This is a genomic window from Arthrobacter sp. BPSS-3 (assembly GCF_044628475.1).
Taxonomy (GTDB): Bacteria; Actinomycetota; Actinomycetes; order Actinomycetales; family Micrococcaceae; genus Arthrobacter.
The window spans coordinates 354,693-372,661 of record NZ_JBIMMV010000001.1; the positions used below are offsets into that span (position 1 = coordinate 354,693).

The 17,969-nt window shown below is 69.1% G+C and carries 19 protein-coding genes; 4 read left to right on the plus strand and 15 right to left on the minus strand.

The window, feature by feature from the left end:
• Positions 1-45: 45 nt before the first annotated feature.
• Positions 46-1,113 carry a UDP-N-acetylmuramate dehydrogenase gene (locus tag ACFVY3_RS01700; protein ID WP_400158564.1) on the plus strand — a complete coding sequence of 356 codons (1,068 nt, stop codon included), beginning with the start codon at positions 46-48 and terminating at the stop codon, positions 1,111-1,113.
• Here the strand turns inward: ACFVY3_RS01700 and ACFVY3_RS01705 are convergent.
• Complete coding sequence (locus tag ACFVY3_RS01705) at positions 1,110-1,571, minus strand: hypothetical protein (RefSeq protein ID WP_400158565.1); 462 nt, start codon at positions 1,569-1,571, stop codon at positions 1,110-1,112. The genes ACFVY3_RS01700 and ACFVY3_RS01705 overlap by 4 nt on opposite strands.
• A gap of 69 nt (positions 1,572-1,640) precedes the next feature.
• A complete protein-coding gene (locus tag ACFVY3_RS01710; protein WP_400158566.1) occupies positions 1,641-2,123 on the minus strand; it encodes a hypothetical protein in 483 nt (160 codons plus the stop codon).
• 99 nt (positions 2,124-2,222) lie between these two features.
• On the opposite strand from ACFVY3_RS01710, the gene ACFVY3_RS01715 reads away from it, so the two are divergent.
• A complete protein-coding gene (locus tag ACFVY3_RS01715; RefSeq protein ID WP_400158567.1) occupies positions 2,223-3,335 on the plus strand; it encodes a winged helix DNA-binding domain-containing protein in 1,113 nt (370 codons plus the stop codon).
• Between the two features lie 9 nt (positions 3,336-3,344).
• Here the strand turns inward: ACFVY3_RS01715 and asd are convergent, their stop codons facing one another.
• The 13 genes from asd to ACFVY3_RS01780 form a co-directional block, all read right to left on the minus strand.
• Positions 3,345-4,478, minus strand: a complete 1,134-nt coding sequence (gene asd, locus ACFVY3_RS01720; protein WP_400158568.1) for an aspartate-semialdehyde dehydrogenase — start codon at positions 4,476-4,478, stop codon at positions 3,345-3,347.
• A gap of 74 nt (positions 4,479-4,552) precedes the next feature.
• Entirely contained in the window at positions 4,553-4,885 is a 333-nt protein-coding gene (locus ACFVY3_RS01725) for a hypothetical protein (protein WP_290255973.1), read from the minus strand.
• A gap of 55 nt (positions 4,886-4,940) precedes the next feature.
• The gene (locus tag ACFVY3_RS01730; protein ID WP_290255972.1) at positions 4,941-5,594 is read right to left on the minus strand and encodes a hypothetical protein; all 654 of its coding nucleotides are present in this window, start codon (positions 5,592-5,594) and stop codon (positions 4,941-4,943) included.
• 9 nt (positions 5,595-5,603) lie between these two features.
• The gene (locus tag ACFVY3_RS01735; protein WP_400158569.1) at positions 5,604-6,704 is read right to left on the minus strand and encodes a WXG100 family type VII secretion target; all 1,101 of its coding nucleotides are present in this window, start codon (positions 6,702-6,704) and stop codon (positions 5,604-5,606) included.
• 185 nt (positions 6,705-6,889) lie between these two features.
• Positions 6,890-7,105 carry an NF038396 family protein gene (locus ACFVY3_RS01740; protein WP_290255970.1) on the minus strand — a complete coding sequence of 72 codons (216 nt, stop codon included), beginning with the start codon at positions 7,103-7,105 and terminating at the stop codon, positions 6,890-6,892.
• Entirely contained in the window at positions 7,105-7,716 is a 612-nt protein-coding gene (locus ACFVY3_RS01745) for a dihydrofolate reductase (RefSeq protein WP_400158570.1), read from the minus strand. The genes ACFVY3_RS01740 and ACFVY3_RS01745 overlap by 1 nt, the downstream gene beginning before the upstream one ends.
• Positions 7,713-8,516, minus strand: a complete 804-nt coding sequence (locus ACFVY3_RS01750; RefSeq protein WP_400158571.1) for a thymidylate synthase — start codon at positions 8,514-8,516, stop codon at positions 7,713-7,715. The genes ACFVY3_RS01745 and ACFVY3_RS01750 overlap by 4 nt, the downstream gene beginning before the upstream one ends.
• Positions 8,517-8,565: 49 nt before the next feature.
• Entirely contained in the window at positions 8,566-8,955 is a 390-nt protein-coding gene (locus ACFVY3_RS01755; protein ID WP_364133426.1) for a GntR family transcriptional regulator, read from the minus strand.
• Positions 8,952-10,586 carry a hypothetical protein gene (locus tag ACFVY3_RS01760; RefSeq protein WP_400158572.1) on the minus strand — a complete coding sequence of 545 codons (1,635 nt, stop codon included), beginning with the start codon at positions 10,584-10,586 and terminating at the stop codon, positions 8,952-8,954. Before ACFVY3_RS01760 ends, ACFVY3_RS01755 begins: the two co-directional genes overlap by 4 nt.
• A gap of 78 nt (positions 10,587-10,664) precedes the next feature.
• Complete coding sequence (locus tag ACFVY3_RS01765) at positions 10,665-11,630, minus strand: NUDIX hydrolase (RefSeq protein WP_364133417.1); 966 nt, start codon at positions 11,628-11,630, stop codon at positions 10,665-10,667.
• 11 nt (positions 11,631-11,641) lie between these two features.
• Positions 11,642-13,906 carry an RNA degradosome polyphosphate kinase gene (locus tag ACFVY3_RS01770; protein WP_290255964.1) on the minus strand — a complete coding sequence of 755 codons (2,265 nt, stop codon included), beginning with the start codon at positions 13,904-13,906 and terminating at the stop codon, positions 11,642-11,644.
• Between the two features lie 97 nt (positions 13,907-14,003).
• Complete coding sequence (gene mshD / locus ACFVY3_RS01775) at positions 14,004-15,023, minus strand: mycothiol synthase (RefSeq protein WP_400158573.1); 1,020 nt, start codon at positions 15,021-15,023, stop codon at positions 14,004-14,006.
• A 288-nt stretch (positions 15,024-15,311) separates the two neighbouring features.
• Positions 15,312-16,010, minus strand: coding sequence for a response regulator transcription factor (locus ACFVY3_RS01780; protein WP_290255962.1), 699 nt, complete (start codon positions 16,008-16,010; stop codon positions 15,312-15,314).
• Positions 16,011-16,353: 343 nt separating this feature from the next.
• Here ACFVY3_RS01780 and ACFVY3_RS01785 point away from each other — a divergent pair, with 343 nt between their 5' ends.
• On the plus strand, positions 16,354-17,088 hold the full coding sequence (locus tag ACFVY3_RS01785) for a permease (RefSeq protein ID WP_400158574.1): 735 nt from the start codon (positions 16,354-16,356) through the stop codon (positions 17,086-17,088).
• A gap of 179 nt (positions 17,089-17,267) precedes the next feature.
• Positions 17,268-17,888 carry an FABP family protein gene (locus ACFVY3_RS01790; protein WP_290255960.1) on the plus strand — a complete coding sequence of 207 codons (621 nt, stop codon included), beginning with the start codon at positions 17,268-17,270 and terminating at the stop codon, positions 17,886-17,888.
• Positions 17,889-17,969 lie beyond the last annotated feature (81 nt).

The following is a 17,969-nucleotide window of genomic DNA, read 5'->3' on the forward strand; positions in this document are numbered from 1 at the left end:
GCCCCGGCTTTCGGAGGGGCCGCCGAACGCGGCTAGGCTGGAGGGGTGACCCAGACTCTGCTTTCCTCCCTGACCACCGCCGGCGTCGGCGGTCCCGCCGCCCGCTATGTGGAGGCCCGGACCGAGGCGGAGATCATCGACGCCGTCCGCACCGCCGACGCCGCGGGGGAGCAGGTGCTGATCCTCGGCGGCGGCTCGAACCTCTTGGTAGCCGACGGCGGGTTCGCCGGCACTGTGGTGAAGATCGCCTCGGAGGGGTTCACCGTGAACGCCGAGGACTCCTGCGGCGGCGTCGCCGTCGTGGTCCAGGCCGGTCATAACTGGGACGCCCTGGTGGAACACGCCGTCAGGCACGCCTGGTCGGGCATCGAGGCGCTCTCCGGCATCCCCGGCGCCACCGGCGGCACCCCGGTCCAGAACGTCGGCGCCTACGGGGCTGACGTGTCCCAGACCATCGCCGCGGTCCGCACCTGGGACCGGCAGCGGAACGCCGTGCAGACCTTCACCAATTCCGAACTGAAGTTCGGCTACCGCGACTCGATCCTGAAGCAAACCACCGTCAGCGGTTCACCCCGCTACGTGGTCCTCACGGTCGAATTCCAGCTTCCGTTGGGACGCATGAGCGCCCCCATCCGCTACGCCGAGCTGGCCCGGGCCCTCGGCGTCGAGGTCGGCCAGCGGGCCTACTCCAACGACGTCCGCCGCGAGGTGTTGCGGCTCCGGGCCTCCAAAGGCATGGTCTGGGACGCCGAGGACCGCGATACATACTCCACCGGGTCATTCTTCACCAACCCGATCGTGCCGGCCGAGACCGCGGACCGGCTGCCGGCCGACGCGCCCCGGTTCCCCGCGGGCGCCGAAGGCATGGTCAAGCTTTCCGCGGCCTGGCTGATCGACCGGGCCGGCTTCGGCAAGGGCTTTGGCCTTGAACCGGACAGCGTGTCCGGCGGCCGGGCCTCCCTGTCCACGAAGCACACCCTCGCCATCACCAACCGCGGCGGCGCCAGCACCGATGATGTGCTGGCCATCGCCCGCGAGGTGCGCAGCGGCGTCGCAGACCGGTTCGGCATCGAGCTGCATCCCGAACCGCTGCTGATCGGCGTCGAACTCTAGCCCACGGGATCCTGGGCGGGTTCTTCCTGCCGTGCGCGGGTCTTCAGCGCCGACGCCGCCAGCGCGTGCGCCCAGCCCGCCAGCGCCATGGTGGGGTAATAGACGGCCGCGGAAAGTGTGCTGGCCCGTATCCCGCCGAAAGCATGGTTCAAGCCCAGCACCATGGCAGCGATGGATGCCGCCGTGCCCAGGGCGGTCAGCACCACCAGCACGTGGACCGAACGGGGATGCTCACGCCAGCCGCGCAGCAGCCTAACCTTCCCAGGCGCCGCAGCGACCGCCCGGCCTCCGGCCGAGAGCGAGGCGTACCCGCCGGCCAACCCCAGGATTCCCCAGATGAGATAGGGCTCCGGGTCGCGTCCGCTCGCCTCCTGGCCCAGGGCTCCCGCCGTCGCGGCGGTTCCTGCTGCGACGGCAAGGGTGGCCAGCGACAGCCACAAGAGGCGGACGCGTCCCACCCCGCCAAGTAAACTCCCCACAGTCATCGGACCAGCCTACGGTAGGGGCCGGGCCACGTCAGCAGCGGACTAGTTTCGTCCCCGCCGCGGGACCACCTTGGTGAAGAGCATGAACGTGAAGCCGGAGGCGGCCGCGCCCAGGAGAAACACCTGGCAGAAGGCCACGGACTGCACGCTCGGGCCGCTGCGCAGCATCAGCCCGGCGCACGCGAACGCCACCGCTCCGGCCAGCAGGGCCAGGGACCCCAGCAGCAGGCTTTGCACCGTGGCGGGGAACGCGGCGCCCGGGTCCAGCTCCAGGTTCCGGCGCTCCTGCTCCCTGGGGGTCCGGCGGGGCTGCAGGGTGGCGGCGGTCGCGAAGCTCACGACGGCGATGGCCATGGCGGCCACGGAGACGGTCTGGAACGTCGTCATCAGGGGGGAGAGGCGGGTGCCGCTGGCGATGGCGACGGCGAGTCCCGCGGCCATGCCCACCGCGCTGGCGGCCCAGCCCAGCAGGGCCAGCCTCCGGCACAGCGGCCGCAGCCGGGGCCACACGTCTCCCAATGTCATTGATCCAGTTTAAGGACTCCGGCTGGGCGGACGCTGGGAGGGCTCCGGGGGTTCCGCATGTTCCCGCGGGCGGACGGAGGGCGGCCCTAGGATGGTGCCATGAAACCCGCCGGTCCGCGCCTGACCCGTCCTCTGCTGGGGCGGCTCCGGCTCGTGTCGCAGGGACTGGTCGGGGCGGGCTTCGCTTCGGTTCCGGAGGCGGTGCGGACCATGACGGCGATGCAGGCCCAGGACCTGCCGGCCGCGCTCTGGGCCGTAGGCGTGCGGGTCCCCGGGGCTGCGTTGGCCGACGTGCGCGGCGCCCTGGACCGCGGCGAGGTGGTCCGGTCCTGGCCGATGCGCGGCACTCTTCACCTGCTCGCTCCCGAGGACCTGGGCTGGATCCTGCAGATCACCTCCGGCCGGCTGCTCCGGAGCCTGGGCGCACGGCACCGGCAACTGGAGATCACCAGCGCGGACATCGACGCCGCCGCGGACGCCGCGCTGCAACGGGTCGCCGGGGGTGCCGCAATCAGCCGGGCGGAGCTGTTCGAGGCGTTTGATCAGGCGGGCCAATCCCCGGCCGGGCAGCGCGGCATCCACCTGCTCGCGGCCCTCTGCCAGCTGCGCCTGCTGGTCCTGGGGCCACTGGCGGGCAACCAGCAGCTGGTGGTCGCCTTCGATGACTGGATCACGGCGTCGCGGACCCTGGACCGGGCGGAGGGGACGGCCGAATGGCTGCTGCGCTACCTGCGCAGCCACGGCCCGGCCACGGAACGGGATTTCGCCTGGTGGTCCGGGATTCCGCTCACCGAGACCCGCGCCGCTCTGGCGCAGATCAAGGACCAACTGGCGGAGCTGGAGTTCGAGGGGAACCGGTACTGGCTGGCCCCGGAAACCGCGGCGCTGCTGGCCGAGGGTGTGCCCGGCGGCCGCTCCGTGCTGGCCCTGCCGGGGTTCGACGAGTTCGTGCTCGGCTACACGGACCGGTCCGGCGTCCTCCCGGCCGACCATGCTGACAAGATCGTGCCGGGCGGCAACGGTGTCTTCAAGAAGACCATCGTGGCCGGCGGGCAGGTGGTCGGGACGTGGAGCGCCACGGCGCGTCGGGGCCGGAACCAAGGCGTCGACGTCGTCGCCGAACCCTTCGAGACCCGGGACGGACTGCGGCCCGCCGCCCGGCAATCGTTCGAGCTGCGGGCCGCGGAGTACCGGCGGTTCCTGGGGCTGTAGCCCCCGGCGTCAGAGGGTGCCGGTGGCGATCTTGAGCATGCGGCGCAGCGGTTCGGCCGCGCCCCAGAGAAGCTGGTCACCCACGGTAAAGGCGCTGATGTACTCGGGGCCCATCTCCAGCTTGCGGATCCGTCCCACCGGAATATTTAGCGTGCCGGACGCCGCCACGGGGGTCAGGTCAGCCATGGACGCTTCTTTGGTGTTGGGCACCACGGTGGCCCACTCGTTGTCCGCGTCCAGCAGCTTCTCGATCTCGGCGACGGAGAGATCCTCGCGGAGCTTCAGGGTCAGGGCCTGCGAGTGGGAGCGCATGGCGCCGATCCGGACACAGAGGCCGTCCATGATCACCCGGTCCGCGGCGGAGGTGCCGAGGATCTTATTGGTCTCCACGCCGGCCTTCCACTCCTCCTTGGACTGGCCGTTGCCCAGGTCCGCATCGATCCACGGGATCAACGAGCCGGCCAGCGGCACGCCGAACTGGGTGGCGTCGATGTCGGTGCGCTGGTGGGCCAGGACCTTGCGGTCGATCTCGAGGATGGCCGACGCCGGGTCGTCCAGTTCCGTGCTGACCTCGGCGTTGAGCGTGCCGAACTGGCTGAGCAGTTCACGCATGTGCCGGGCGCCGCCGCCGGAGGCCGCCTGGTAGGTCATGGAGGTTCCCCACTCGACCAGGCCGTTGGTGAACAGGCCGCCCAGGCCCATGAGCATGCAGGATACCGTGCAGTTTCCGCCGATGAAGTCCTTGACCCCGCCGTCCAGGCCGGCGTCGATGACGTCGCGGTTGATCGGGTCGAGGACGATGATCGAGTCCTCGCTCATCCGCAGGGTGGAGGCGGCGTCGATCCAGAGGCCGTCCCAGCCGCGGCTGCGCAGCTCGCCGTGGACCTGCTTTGTGTAGTCGCCGCCCTGGGCGGTGACGATGATCGGCAGCTTCGCGAGGGTCTCGACGTCGTAGGCGTCCTCCAGCTTCCCGGACGCGGCACCGGCGATGTCCGGGGCTGCACCGCCCGCGTTGGAGGTGGAGAAGAAGACCGGGTTGATGGCGGCGAAGTCGCCCTCGTCCTGCATGCGCTGCATCAGGACGGAGCCGACCATGCCGCGCCATCCGACCAGTCCGACGGTCGGGGAAGCTGCTGTAGTCATTGGGCCAGTTTAGACTTCACGCCGCCGGAGCCGCAGTCGGTTACGCCACAGCCGGACGGTTGCGGCGTAATCGACTATTCGGCCGGCCGGGGCAGGTCACGGGCCTTGCGGAGCTTCTCGGCCTTGCGTTCCTTGATGAAGCCGGCCCAGCCGGCAAAGAGCGGAAACAGCACCAATACGTACATCCACCAGATCTCGCCCATGATGTGCCACTGGTCCGTCAGGGCCATCTGGACAACCGCGTAAAGCATCAGCCCGAACAGCGCCGTCATCAGCAGGGACAGGAACAACAGCCCACCGGAGGAGTTCACGGGCTTGATGACGCCGAGGCCGTCGTCCTTGCGGACCCCGTATTCCTCGTCGGTATAGGCGACGATCTCACCATTTTCGGCAAGGCGGTGCCTCACGGGTTCCTTCGGCGCAGGCGACGGCGTGTATCCCGGTTCCTGCGGGACATCCCGGCTACGCCTCGCCACGGGACTCCTCAATGCCGGCCAGCAGCCCGGCGTCGTCCAGCGGGGCGCTCTCTGCAACCTCGTCGGTGGCGAAGTCCGGAACGCCGGTGGCCCAGTCGCTGCCGTCGCGGCGGACCAGCAGGTGCTTCTCCTCCTGCAACGTCTTGAAGACCAGGTAGGCCGTGCCGCCCGGGTGTTCCTCGACGTGCTGGCGGAGCACCCGCAGGATGGCCTCCGCGGAGCCGATGGTGGGATCCTGCGCGAACGCAAACCAGGTCCCCAGGGCGCGAGGCTGCAGCATGAGGGCTACCTCCGGTGCTTCGATAAGCACCACGTTGTCCATGCTGTCCTCGGTCAGGAGGGACATCTCGGTCCAGCGCGTCGCATGGCCCATGGCCGTTGCGACGGCGGCGGCGACGCCCTTGACGCCGACCTGGTCGTCGTCAGAGACGACGGCCAGGTCCCGGGCCAGCAGGGAGGATGCGCCGGCCGTGTTCAGCGTGGAGTCCTCGACGAGTTCCTCGGCGCGGAAGACGCTGACGGAACGGTCACGGGAAGGTCCCTCGAAAACGTTGAGGAGGTAGGCGAGTTCGCCCACCCCGAAACCGATGACGTCGACGCCGAGGCGCGGTTCCTGGGTCGTTTCGTGCTGGACGGTCATCTAGGTCTCCTAATCTCCAAAGCCGAAGAACTTGGCCACGGACTTTCCTGCATTCTTGACGTTGTTGGCGGTGTCGCTGACAAACTTGCCGGGGTCCTTCACGGCATTGACCACACCCTCACCGATGTCCTTACCCACGCTGGTGATGGTGTCCCAGTTCTCGTAGACCGCGATTCCCACGCTGGCCACCTGGCAAACGGTGCCGGCGGGCGGGGGAAGGAAGCAGCCGACGCCGAGAAGGGCTTTGCCGGCGCTGGCCGCGCCCCCCTTGATGTCGCCGTCGGCGAACTTGGCGACCGAGTCATACGTGTTGAAGCCGACGCCGGCCCAACCCAGGCCGCGGGCGATGCCGGACTTGCCGAGCCACTCCAGGCTCGTGCCCTTGCCGAGCCAGGGCTTCTCCGCGATGAAACCGCCGAGCTTGTCCAACGGCTTGATGAAGTTGTTGAGGTTCTTCAGCGACGCCGCGTCCGAGGCCTTGTCGATCGCGTTGAGGGTGCGGCTGGCCTTGGAGGAATCCTTGAGCAGCCCTTCAAGGGTCTTGTTGCCCGCTGTGGTCTGCCAGAGGTTGCGGATCTCGAAGCCCGGCCCGCCCAGCCGGTGCCTGCCCTTGGTGAAGAGGGCGTTCACCAGTTCGGCGCGCTGGTTCTTCAGTACCCAGCCGTACTGCCCGACGGTCTTGGCCAAGGTGAGCGGGGTCTTGATGTTCTTCTGGATTCCCATGAACGTCTTGAGTCCCGCGGCGCCGCCGGCGAGGATGCCTCCGGCCACAGCCCACGCCCCAGGGCCGGAACCGTGGCCGAGCGGACCCAGTGGTCCGCCGCCGGACCCGGCCTTGGCGTTACTGGCCTTCTCCTGCTCGTCGGCCTGCGTCAGCAACTGCTTGGACTGCTGCTTGAGCGCCCGGGCGGTCTGCTGGATCAGGGCGCGGTGGCTGCCGTTCCACTCCGAGGTGAAGCGCGCGCTGTCCGCACCCTTCCACGACGTGTTGTTGTTGATGGCCGCCGTCAGGGCCGTCGACTGCTGCAGCAGCGTCTCCGAGGTCTGTCCGAAGCTTTGCGCCAGCATGCGCAGCTGGGCGACGTCGGCGCCCCACACGTTACCTGCCACGATGTACATCCCCCTTTGTCGGGCACCAGCCTACTGTGCCGCTGCCGCACTCCCACGTATTCCACCGGCCGCTGTCCACCTCAGCGAGGGGACCCGTGAACCGGACCGCCCCAATCTAACCCGGTTGCCGGCAGGCCGCGATGGGGTGCTCTCCCCATCCGGGTCCGCCGGGACGAGGGCGCCCGCTACTCGCCGTCGTCGGCCAGCAGGGCGCTCTTGCGCCGCCGCAGCGCGAACATGGCGCCGAAGGCGAACACCTGAGTGACGATCACCAGCACGATCGCCCCGGCGATCTTGTTGCCGCCCAGGATCATGGTCAGTCCCACGATGGCGGACAGCAGCGCCAGCAGGGGCAGGAGCATGTAGCCCAGGACGAACAGGGTTTCGGGTTTACGCAGCATTATTTGGCCTCCGTACGGCGCCAGAGGGTGATCCGGTAGCGGGTGCCGTTGGCGGCGGTGAGCCAGCCGTCGGCCGGGTAATTGGTTTCCGTGCGCCATTCGTAGCCGAGCTCGGGGGCGAAGGTGTCGCCTTCGGCTGCGGTGTCGATGGTGGTGACGACGGCGACGTCGGCCAGGTCCAGGGCCTGCGCGTAGATCTCGCCGCCGCCAATCACCCAGACCATCTCCGGGCCGGGGGCGAACTGGGATTCCAGCAGGGCCTCATCGAGGGATGCCACGGCCAGGGCGCCCTCCGCCTCGGGGGTGTCGCCCCAGCCGTCTTGCCTGGTGATGACGATGTTGGCCCGGCCGGGAAGGGGGCGGAACTTCGCGGGGAAGGACTGCCAGGTCTTCCGCCCCATGATGACCGGGTGTCCGGTGGTGAGCCGGCTGAAGTGCCGCATGTCCTCGGGCAGCTCCCACGGCATGGTGCCGCCCTGGCCGATCACTCCGGTGCTGGTCTGTGCCCACACCAGGCCCAGGCCGGTGAGGCTGTCGTGCAGCTGGTCGGTGAAGCCGCCGGGCTCCGCGGGGGCAGCCGCCGAGTTGCCCTGCTGGGGATCGGTGCTCATACGGCGATCGGGGCCTTGATCGTGGGGTGGTGCCGGTAGCCGACAACCTCGAAGTCCTCAAGGGTGTAGTCGAAGATCGACGCCGGGGTGCGGGTGAGCTTCAGCGTCGGGTACTCGTACGGTTCGCGTTCCAGCTGGGTGCGGACCTGGTCCACGTGGTTGTCGTAGATGTGGACGTCACCGCCTGTCCAGACGAACTCGCCGGGTTCCAGCCCGGTCTGCTGGGCCACCATGAGGGTCAGCAGGGCGTAGGAGGCGATGTTGAACGGGACACCGAGGAAGAGGTCGGCCGAACGCTGGTACAGCTGGCAGGAGAGCTTGCCGTCAGCCACGTAGAACTGGAAGAACGCGTGGCAGGGCGGCAGCGCCATGTTCTTGAGCTCCGAGACGTTCCAGGCGGAGACGATGTGCCGGCGGGAGTCCGGGTTGCTCTTGAGGTTGTCAATGAGTTCGGCGATCTGGTCGATGTGGCCGCCCTCGGGCGTGGGCCAGGACCGCCACTGCACGCCATAAACCGGGCCCAGCTCGCCGTCGGCGTCGGCCCATTCGTTCCAGATGGTGACGCCCTGCTCCTGCAGCCACTTCACGTTGCTGTCGCCGCGAAGGAACCAGAGCAGCTCGGCGGCGATCGACTTGAAGTGCACCCGCTTGGTGGTGATCAGCGGGAAGCTGTCGGCGAGGTCGAAGCGCAGCTGTCGGCCGAAGGCGCTGCTGGTGCCGGTCCCCGTGCGGTCGGACTTGTGGGTGCCGTGCTCCAGGACGTCGCGAAGCAGGTCTTCGTAGGGCGTTGGGATGCTCACCCCACCAGTCTACTGACCGGAGTCCTGCGGCGGTGTCCGGCGGTCAATCCTAGTCGAAGGTGCCGGACAGCCGGCCCCGCACCAGCTCGAGGACTGCCGCATCGTCCAGATGGGCAGAACGGGCAGCGGCGATGAGGCGGTCGGCAGCCTGCTCCACCTCGACGCCGGCGCCTCCCGGGCTGGCCCCCGGTGGCAGTGAGGTTGCCACCGTCGTCCCCTTCCGGCGGCCCGTCTCGACCAGGCCGGCGTGCTCCAATTCCCGGTACGCCCGGGCGACCGTACCCGCGGCGATGCCCAGGTCCGCCGCCAGCCGCCGCACGGTCGGGAGGTGTGCCCCCGGCTCGAGTGCACCGGCGGAGATCAACGCCGCAATTTGCGCCCGGATTTGTTCGAACGGGGGAACTGCCGAGCGGAGATCGATGGAAAGTCCTGCGGTCATGCGGCCGGCTGTGGGGTGGGACGTACGAAACCTCGGTGCGGAAGACGGACGGGCACGATGGCGATGACGATGGCGGCAGCAACGAAGACGACTCCCGCCAGGGATGCGGGCCACCACTCACCGACGGAGTACCCGAAAGGCACTCCGGTCCCGGCCGGCGCGAAGACCGCAGCCCATGCCGGGGTTTGGGTCATCAGCAAGGCGGCGGTCAACGCGGCGAGGAGCGACGACAGGGTCCTCACGGCCCGGTGCACGGTGACGGCCCGGAGCGCTGCGTCCGGCCCGTTGGGGACGCTTCGCCGGAACCGGGCGAGAAGTGCGACCGGCAGGGAGGCGGCCGCACCGACAGCCGCCAGCCCCGCGATGGGCAGCCAGTCCGCCGCACCGCCGAGTGAACTCTGACCGATGGCCGTGATTGCCAAGGCCAGCAGGAATGCGACGAGCGCCAGGACTGCCGTGGTCAGCATCGCCGGGCCGACGGTCCGGCGCGGCTGGCTGCGGGGGACTCCGGCGTCGCCGTAGTTGTGCCGGAGCACCAGCTCCCCGGCGGCCAGGCCGGCCGATGAGGCAACCGCGGCGACGGTGGCGAAGACGGCCCAGCCCAGCTCGAAGGTTTCGGCAGCCGGACCGGAGAGGACGAATGCCCCCACCACCAGCGGCAACCCGGCAGCAGCGGCGTGGAGCGGTCCGAGCGAGGACAGCAATCGCGCCGCCGGATGCTGGCCGGATCGCAGCCCCTCAACCGGACGGTTATCGGGTCCGAGCAGCGACGCCGCCAGCGTGGGCGGCCGCCAGCAGAACATCACCAGCAACACCGCCATGCCGGCCAGTCCGGCCGGATTGACCCACCCCGTGGAAACGGCGGCCGGATCCGGGTGTGTCGCGTAGTTGCCCGCGATGACGCCCAGGCCCGCGGCGATGGTGGCGACGGTTCTGAGCAGGCGGTTCATGGCGATGCTGCGCAGCGTCGCATTGTCCGCGGCGTCGAGGGCCTCCAGCTGACGGCGGCCGGCGATGAGAAGGAGCACCAGCACAGTGCCGCCGGCCAGGACCACCAGGGCCGCGCCGAGCCAGGCGGCCAGTTCCACTCCGGGGATGCGCCCGTCGCGGCCCCCCAGGAGCAGGGGGACGGATCCGTCGTTCACGGTGACGGCCGGGACGGCGTCGAAGCCCGGCAGCATCGCGACGACGGCGATCAACGCGCCGGCCGCTACGAAAATCCCGCCCGTCACCAGCGCCAGGCGGCGCGGCAGGAAATCCCGGATCCGCCGAACGGAGAGCACCGTCCGCCGTCGCGCCTGCTGGGGCCCGGGGTAGCTGAGCTGGCCCACGGCGTGCACCGCGAGGCAGCCCAGGACCGGCCAGGCCAGGGCTAGAACGACGGCCTCTGTACCCCTGGGATAGGGCGCCGCCGAGGGATTGGCCGGGATGATGCCAAGGTTCATCGCGCCCTGAAGCGAGCTGGCAACCCAGCCGATGATCCCCACCCAGAGCGCATGATTGGACAGCGATGCGGCCGACGTTCCGGTGGCGGGATCGTGGCTCACCCAACGGAGCACGATGTACACCACCATGGCGCCCAGCGAGAGCCCCACCACCAGCATCGATGGCACGTACAGAAGGCCCGGCATAAGATCCCCCAATGATCCGCCTAGTTTGTATCAAGCAGTTGATACAAACTAGCTGGGCGGGGAACCGGGGTCAAGGACCTAGTCGTCGAACGGGCGGAACTGCTCCACGGCGATGACCTTGCCCTTGGCCCGCGAGACGTGGCAGACCACGAGTTCGCCCGGCGCAAGATACGGATCCGACTCCGGCAGCAGGGCGCGGAGCCGGGAGTTCATGTGCTTGCCCAGCTGCGCGAACACGGTGGGGAGCGCCGGGCGGTGCGTGCACAGCGCCACCGGCCGTTCCTTGTCGAACAGGCCCTCCACCACGTTGGCAGTCTTGTGCGGGCTGCGGCTGTGCAGGTGTTCGGTGAGCGAATCGTGCAGCTTGACCTTGGCCTCCACGGCCTTGGCGTAGGGCGCGACGGTGGCGACGCAGCGCAGCCACGGGCTGGTGACCACCCGGGAAGGGCGCCACGCCTGCAACAGCCGGCCCACGGCCTGGGCCTGGCGGGTCCCGGTGGCGGCCAGCGGACGGTCGCCCTCAGCCTTGGACCAGGAGGAGCGGGGCTTGGCCTTGGCGTGTCGGATCACCACAAGGGGCCAGGTCTCCAGCTCGTGCCGCTCGTGGGCTGCCACCAGGGCGTCCAGCGGGGCGCGGTCGGAGGGATTGGTGAGCAGGCGGGCGGCCTTCTCCGGCGCGCACCAGAGGACACTGTCCACTTCCTTGCCGTCCGGGTGCAGGGGAGCGCCGTCGACGTCGACCGCCCAGTAGTGCACCACCTTCAGCCCGGCGTTGACCCGGTAGTGGATCGGCGGCAGGGGGATGCCCAGCGGCGCCCGCAGGCCGATTTCCTCGGAGACCTCCCGCGCCGCGCACTCGGGAACCGTTTCGCCCGGATCCAGTTTTCCCTTGGGCCAGGACCAGTCGTCGTAGCGGGGCCGGTGGATCAGCAGGACCTCCAGCTTGTCCTTCTTCACCCGCCAGGGCAGGGCCCCGGCGGCGACGACGGCGATCGTTTCGCCGGCATGCTCGGTCTGGTCGGCTGCCAGCGCGTCGCTGTTCACTACCGGCGGCCCTAGCGCAGGCTCGCCGGGCGCTGCCGGGAACGGGACGCGAGCAGCCAGGATTGGACGTCCTGCAGTTCGGTGCCGTCCTCGGCGAGGTGGTGGCGGGACCATTCGCCGCTGCGGTCCAGGTGCCAGCTTGCCGTCGCGGGATCCATGTACCGGCGGAGCATGTCCAGCACGTAGGTGACGTCGTCGCTGCTGGAGAGCTGGACCAGGGCCTCGACCCGGCGGTCCAGGTTGCGGTGCATCATGTCCGCGGAGCCGATGTAGACCACGGGGTCCCCGGCGTTCGCGAAGGCGAAGACGCGCGAGTGTTCCAGGAACCGGCCCAAAATGGAGCGGACCGTGATGTTCTCGCTCAGGCCCGGCACGCCCGGCCGCAGCGAGCAGATGCCGCGGACGATCACGTCCACCTTCACGCCGGCCTGCGAGGCCCGGTAGAGGGAGTCGATGATGGCCTCGTCGACCATGGAGTTGACCTTGATCTGCACCCGGGAGGCGATGCCGGCCCGGGCGTTGCGGATCTCGGTTTCAATCCGGTCAATCAGGCCGGACCGGACGGACCGCGGCGCCACGAGCAGCCGCTTGAACGTGGACTTGGGAGCGTAGCCGGAGAGCTGGTTGAACAGCCGGGACAGGTCCTCGCCCACCTGCTCGTTGGCGGTCAGCAGGCCCAGGTCCTCGTAGTAGCGGGCGGTGCGGGGGTGGTAGTTGCCAGTGCCGATGTGGCAGTAGCGGCGCAGCCCGTCCACTTCCTGGCGCACCACCAGGGAGAGCTTGCAGTGGGTTTTCAGGCCCACGATGCCGTAAACCACGTGCACGCCGGCCTGCTCGAGCTTCCGGGCCCAGGAGATGTTGGCCTGCTCATCGAAGCGGGCCTTGATCTCCACCAGGGCCAGGACCTGCTTGCCCGCCTCGGCGGCGTCGATCAGGGCGTCGACGATCGGCGAGTCACCGGAGGTGCGGTACAGGGTCTGCTTGATGGCCTGGACCTTGGGGTCCGCGGCGGCCTGCTCCAGGAACGCCTGGACCGAGGTGGAGAACGAGTCGTACGGGTGGTGCAGCAGGATGTCCCGGCGGCGCATCGCCGCGAAGACGTTGGCCGCCTTCGAGGTCTCGGACTCGTTCAGGTAGCGGGAGGTGTGCGGGACGTGCTTGGGGTAGTGCAGGTCCGCCCGGTCGATCCCGGCGACGACGGAGAGGCCGCGCAGGTCCAGCGGCGCGGGGACCGAGTACACCTCGGATTCCTCGACGCCCAGCTCACGGATCAGCAGCGCCCGAATGTTGGGGTTGATGTCGTTGGTGAGTTCCAGCCGGACGGGCGGGCCGAAGCGGCGGCGCAGCAGTTCCTTTTCCAGCGCCTGCAGCAGGTTCTCGGCGTCGTCCTCTTCGACCTCGACGTCCTCGTTGCGGGTCACGCGGAAGGTGTGGTGCTCCAGCACCTCCATGCCGGCGAACAGCTGGTCCAGGTGGACGGCGATGACTTCCTCGAGTGCGATGAAACGGGCCACCCGGCCGGGCACGGACCCGGCGCGCGGGCCATCGATGGAGATCAGTCGCGGCAGCTGGTCGGGGACCTTGACGCGGGCGAAGAGTTCCTTGTCGCTGACCGGGTTGCGGACCACGACGGCGAGGTTCAGGGAGAGCCCGGAAATGTAGGGGAACGGGTGCGCGGGGTCCACGGCCAGCGGCGTCAGGATCGGGAAGACCTTCTCGGCGAACATGGCGCTGAGCTGGTCCTTGGCCTGGTCGTCCAGCTCGTCCCAGTGCATCAGGTGGATGTGCTCGTAGGCCAGTGCCGGGCGGATCTGCTCGGCCCAGACCCGGGCGTGGCGCTGCTGCAGGCGGTGCGCCTCCTCGCCGATCTGTTCCAGGACCTGCATGGGGCTCAGCCCTGCGGGGGACGGCACGGCGAGTCCGGTGGCGATGCGGCGCTTGAGGCCGGCCACCCGGACCATGAAGAACTCGTCCAGGTTGGAGGCGAAGATGGACAGGAAGCTGACCCGCTCCAGCAGGTGCAGGTTCGGATCCTCGGCCAGTTCCAGGACGCGGGCGTTGAAGGCCAGCCAGCTCAGCTCGCGGTCCAGGAATCGGTCCGGGCTGATGTCGCCCTCGGGTTCGAGGTTCGGGGCGAACTCCGGGATGTCGATCCGGTCCTGGGTGGCGCGCGAGGCGGGAACTTCGGAGGAGCCGAACCGGGCCCGCGCCGGCCGGGAGGAGCTGTTCTGCGTTCCGGCCTCAGACGTGGCCGTCCCGGCTTGGTCCCGTTGCATGGTCTCTCCTAATGCTGGCGCGATGTAGCTTCAACCTTACAAGGATTCGCACCCCGGTGAGCCCGTTTGACGCCCGGTCCGGCGGCCGTGGTGCGGCTTAGCCGGCGGTCCGCGGGGCGTACATGACGTCCATGTCCCAGCGGGTGAAGCCGAGCCGGCGGTAGAGCGCGACGGCGGGGATGTTGTCGCCGTCGACGTACAGCATCACCGCGTGCAGGCCCTGACGCTGGAGGTGCCGGATCCCGGCGACGGTGAGGGCCTTGCCCAGTCCGGTGCCCTGGGCCTCCGGGGCGACGCCGACGACGTAGACCTCGCCGATCGCGGGGTGGTCGCCGTGCCGGGGGTGGATCTTGGTCCAGTGGAAGCCCAGCAGCCGTCCCGAGGCATCTTCGGCGAGCAGGAATCCCTCGGGGCTGAACCAGTCCTCGGCCATCCGGGCGTCCAGGTCGGCGCGGGTCATGGCGCCCTGTTCGGGGTGGTGGACGAACGCGGCACGGTTCACCGCCAGCCAGGCCTCCTCGTCCCGTCCCGGCTCGAAGCTGCGGAGGGTCACGCCCTCCGGCAGCGGCACATCGGGCAGGTCCGAGGCTGCCGTGGCCAGCCGCATCTTCCACAGTTCCCGGACGGGCACGTACCCGTACCGGGCGGCAAGATCCGCCGCAGCCTCGTGGTTGCCGTGCGACCACGCCTTCAGGCCATCGAAGCCGCGGACGCGCTGCAGTTCGCTGACCAGACGGTCCGCCACGCCCTGGTTGCGGTAGCTGGGGTGCACCGCCACCTCCAGCACCGCGCCGTCCTCCGGCTCCCCGATCACGACGGCGACGCCGGCCAGGTCGTTGCCGTGCGGACCGGCGGGTGTGCCGGCAGCCGGCGGGGCGGCGACGTCGGCGTCCCTCGCCTTGCTGGAATAGTCGGGGGAGTAAAGCGCCAGGGTCATCACCGAATGCGGGCCGGCGTCCGCAGCGCGCAGGGTGACCAGCGTCTGCTCGGACAGGGGCGGGTTGCCGTCGGATTCCTCCGCGGCGGCCACCAGCGTCCTGACATCGCGCAGCAGCTGCTCGTCGACAGCTCCCTGCAGGGTGAGTACGGGCCAGTTTTCCGGGTGCGCGGGACTCATGGTGCAAGGCTATACGTCCCCGGGCCCGGGGAGGGGGTATCGGCCGGATTTGATGCTTCGCCGCCGGATGCGTATAGTCGGTAACTCATCCGGCGCAGGGATAGGTTGTTCAGATCGCTGTTTCGGAATGTGAGGGGGATCCACCAGTGGGGTGGCCTCGATACGTTCGACCCGTATGTCCTCCACCAAAGCGCCGTACGGCGCATAGGAAAGGCCCCGGACCTGATGGTCCGGGGCCTTTCCTGTGTTTTGCGGTTTATATCGGGGAGTCTCCGCCGCGCCGAGGGGCTAAGCCTCGGAGAGTTCTTCGTCCGGCTGCCGGGCCAGCGTGAGCCGGTAGCCGACGTTGCGTACCGTGCTGATCAGGTTTTCGTGGTCCGCGCCCAGCTTGGCGCGCAGGCGCCGGACGTGCACATCGACGGTGCGGGTGCCGCCGTAGTAGTCGTAGCCCCAGACCTCGGTGAGCAACTGCTGGCGGGTGAACACGCGTCCGGGGTGCTGGGCCAGATACTTCAGCAGTTCGAATTCCTTGAACGTCAGGTTCAGCACGGCGCCGTTGACCCGGGCGGTGTAGCTGGCCTCGTCAATCACGACGCCGGCGGCCCGGATCTCGGTGGGGGTGTCGTCCTGGTCCGGCATCGCGCGGGCAATGCCGAGCCGGATCCTGGCCTCAACCTCGGCCGGGCCGGCGGACTCGAGCAGGATGTCGTCGACGGCCCACGCGGAGGAGACGGCGGCCATGCCGCCCTCGGTGAGGATCAGCATGAGCGGGGCGCTGAGGCCGGTAGCCTTCAGCAGCTGGGTCAGCGAGCGGGCGCCCACCAGGTCCTTGCGCGCGTCGAGCAGGACGATGTCGCACGGGTCGGTCTCGAGCAGTGCCGTGGGCTCAGCCGGCAGGATGTGGACCCGGTGGTTGAGCAACTCAAGCGCAGGCAGGACGTCCACCGATGAGCCGGTGCTGTTCGTCAATAACAGGATGTGCGACATGGTTCCTCCAAGGGGTGTCCGCGCATCGTTGGGCGTTTGTGCCGGGCTTTCACCGGCCGGTACTGGACTCCCGGTCCGGGCTCCGGTGTGGGGAGCCCTGCTTGAAGTCTGGTGCAGCCCTGGGTGGGCCGGCCGGGGGAGCGTAGCTGAGGCTCTGAGTATACCCAAACGCCCTCCAACCGGCACGGTTTCGCGGCCTGCCGCGCCCGCTGCTGCGACACAAAACGTTCATATAGGGCAGGATTGACCGGAGAACCGCCGCGGGAAGAACCGCAGTCCACAGAGCAGCCAACACGGCAGTCAACAGAGCCGCACGGGGGAGAACCGCATTGGGAAGAAGCGCATGAAGTCCTGGAGCGTCGGTGTTATCGGCCTGGCCGGGCTCGCCGCGATCGTCGCCGGAGCCTACTCCACCCCGGAGGTCCTGCTGGCCGTCGCCGTGCTGACCGCCGCCCTCGTGGGCTTCGGCTGGCCGCATTTCCTGGGTATCCCGGCCAAGAAAACCCTCGCCGCGCTGATCGGGCTGCCGGGGATCGGCTCTGCGGTGGCCGCAACCTACCTGCCGGGTCCGGCCTTCCTGGCCTGGACCCCGGCCTTCGTCGCCGCCGGCGTGATGGCGGTGTTCGTCATGCAGTTGATCCGCGGCACCGGCCAGGCGCAGCGGCTCGAATCGACCCTGGGCTCCTGCGCCGGGGTCCTGCTTTCCTGCCTTGGCGCCGGCTGGATCGCTTGCTCCCGGTTCAACGGGGTCAAGGAGATGCTGCTCATCGCCGCCATCAGCGCGGCGATCGCGCTCGCGGCCGGGCTGATCCGCTGGCCGGATCGGGTGGTGGCGCCCCTGGGCATCGTCGGGGCCGGCCTCGCCGGGCCGCTCGCGGGCCTGGCGATCTCGAACATCGCCGTGGTGCCCGCGGCACTGGTTGGAATAGTCGTCGGCGCCGTGCTGGTCAGCTTCCGCCGCCTCGTGATCATCCGCGGCGAAACCCTGAACCTCGCCGCGGTCCTCGGAATGGGGCTGGGACCGGTCTCCGCCGTCGGATCCCTGGCCTACTTCATCGATAAACTCCTCATCCACTAACGCGTTAGGATGTCATCATGTCCGTACTTGCATTTGAAATCTTCTTCCTTGTCCTGCTTGCCGTGGCCGGCCTGTCCATGGCCTGGTTCGCCGGTTTCGTGGTCTACCGCCTCTTCAAGGGCCAGAAGTAACCACCACCCCGCAACCGCCCGGAAACCGTCGCTTTAGAGGTCATCGCCGTGCCCATTGAGATCCCGACCGATCTGACCCCCGAAATCGTTCCGCTGTCCTGGCTCATTGGTGAGTGGGAGGGCCGCGGCCGGCTCGGCGCCGGGGACGAGGATTCCGAGCACTTCCTGCAGCACGTCTCCTTCACCCACAACGGCCTGCCCTACCTGCAGTACAGGGCCGAATCGTGGCTGACCGACGACGAGGGCACCAAGCTGCGCCCGCTGACGGTGGAGACCGGCTTCTGGGCCCTCGACCGGAAGCAGCGCGAGGAGGACGGCGGTCCCGGCCTGATCCCGGCCGACATCGTCCCCGTGTTCAAGAGCGCCGAAGAGGTCGAAGAGCTCCGCAACGCCGACGGCGGGTTCGACATCTCCGTCTCCATCGCCCACCCGGGCGGCATCTCCGAGCTGTACTACGGCCAGATCAAGGGACCGCAGATCCAACTCAGCACGGACCTGGTGATGCGCGGCAGCCACTCCAAGGACTACACCGCGGCCACCCGCATCTTCGGGCTGGTGGACGGGAACCTCCTCTGGCGGTGGGACGTTGCAGCCGGCAAGAGCCAGGCCGGCGACGGCGGCAGCGGCCTGGAAGCCCACGCCTCCGCCATTCTCAGCAAGGTCGGCTGACAGCGCAGCTGCCCGGGACCGCTCCCCGCCGCCGGCTTTCCATAAGTCCGCATCGAACGCGGGGAGCAGTGCCAACAAAGG

Bases quoted from the DNA above. Each gene is read 5' to 3' on its own strand.
- ACFVY3_RS01715 (WP_400158567.1), top strand. From the start codon at position 2,223: ATGAAACCCGCCGGTCCGCGCCTGACCCGTCCTCTGCTGGGGCGGCTC.
- ACFVY3_RS01745 (WP_400158570.1), bottom strand. From the start codon at position 7,716: ATGAGCACCGATCCCCAGCAGGGCAACTCGGCGGCTGCCCCCGCGGAG.
- ACFVY3_RS01710 (WP_400158566.1), bottom strand. From the start codon at position 2,123: ATGACATTGGGAGACGTGTGGCCCCGGCTGCGGCCGCTGTGCCGGAGG.
- asd (WP_400158568.1), bottom strand. From the start codon at position 4,478: ATGACTACAGCAGCTTCCCCGACCGTCGGACTGGTCGGATGGCGCGGC.
- ACFVY3_RS01755 (WP_364133426.1), bottom strand. From the start codon at position 8,955: ATGACCGCAGGACTTTCCATCGATCTCCGCTCGGCAGTTCCCCCGTTC.
- ACFVY3_RS01730 (WP_290255972.1), bottom strand. From the start codon at position 5,594: ATGACCGTCCAGCACGAAACGACCCAGGAACCGCGCCTCGGCGTCGAC.
- ACFVY3_RS01740 (WP_290255970.1), bottom strand. From the start codon at position 7,105: ATGCTGCGTAAACCCGAAACCCTGTTCGTCCTGGGCTACATGCTCCTG.
- mshD (WP_400158573.1), bottom strand. From the start codon at position 15,023: ATGAGTCCCGCGCACCCGGAAAACTGGCCCGTACTCACCCTGCAGGGA.
- ACFVY3_RS01780 (WP_290255962.1), bottom strand. From the start codon at position 16,010: ATGTCGCACATCCTGTTATTGACGAACAGCACCGGCTCATCGGTGGAC.
- ACFVY3_RS01785 (WP_400158574.1), top strand. From the start codon at position 16,354: ATGAAGTCCTGGAGCGTCGGTGTTATCGGCCTGGCCGGGCTCGCCGCG.
- ACFVY3_RS01770 (WP_290255964.1), bottom strand. From the start codon at position 13,906: ATGCAACGGGACCAAGCCGGGACGGCCACGTCTGAGGCCGGAACGCAG.
- ACFVY3_RS01760 (WP_400158572.1), bottom strand. From the start codon at position 10,586: ATGCCGGGCCTTCTGTACGTGCCATCGATGCTGGTGGTGGGGCTCTCG.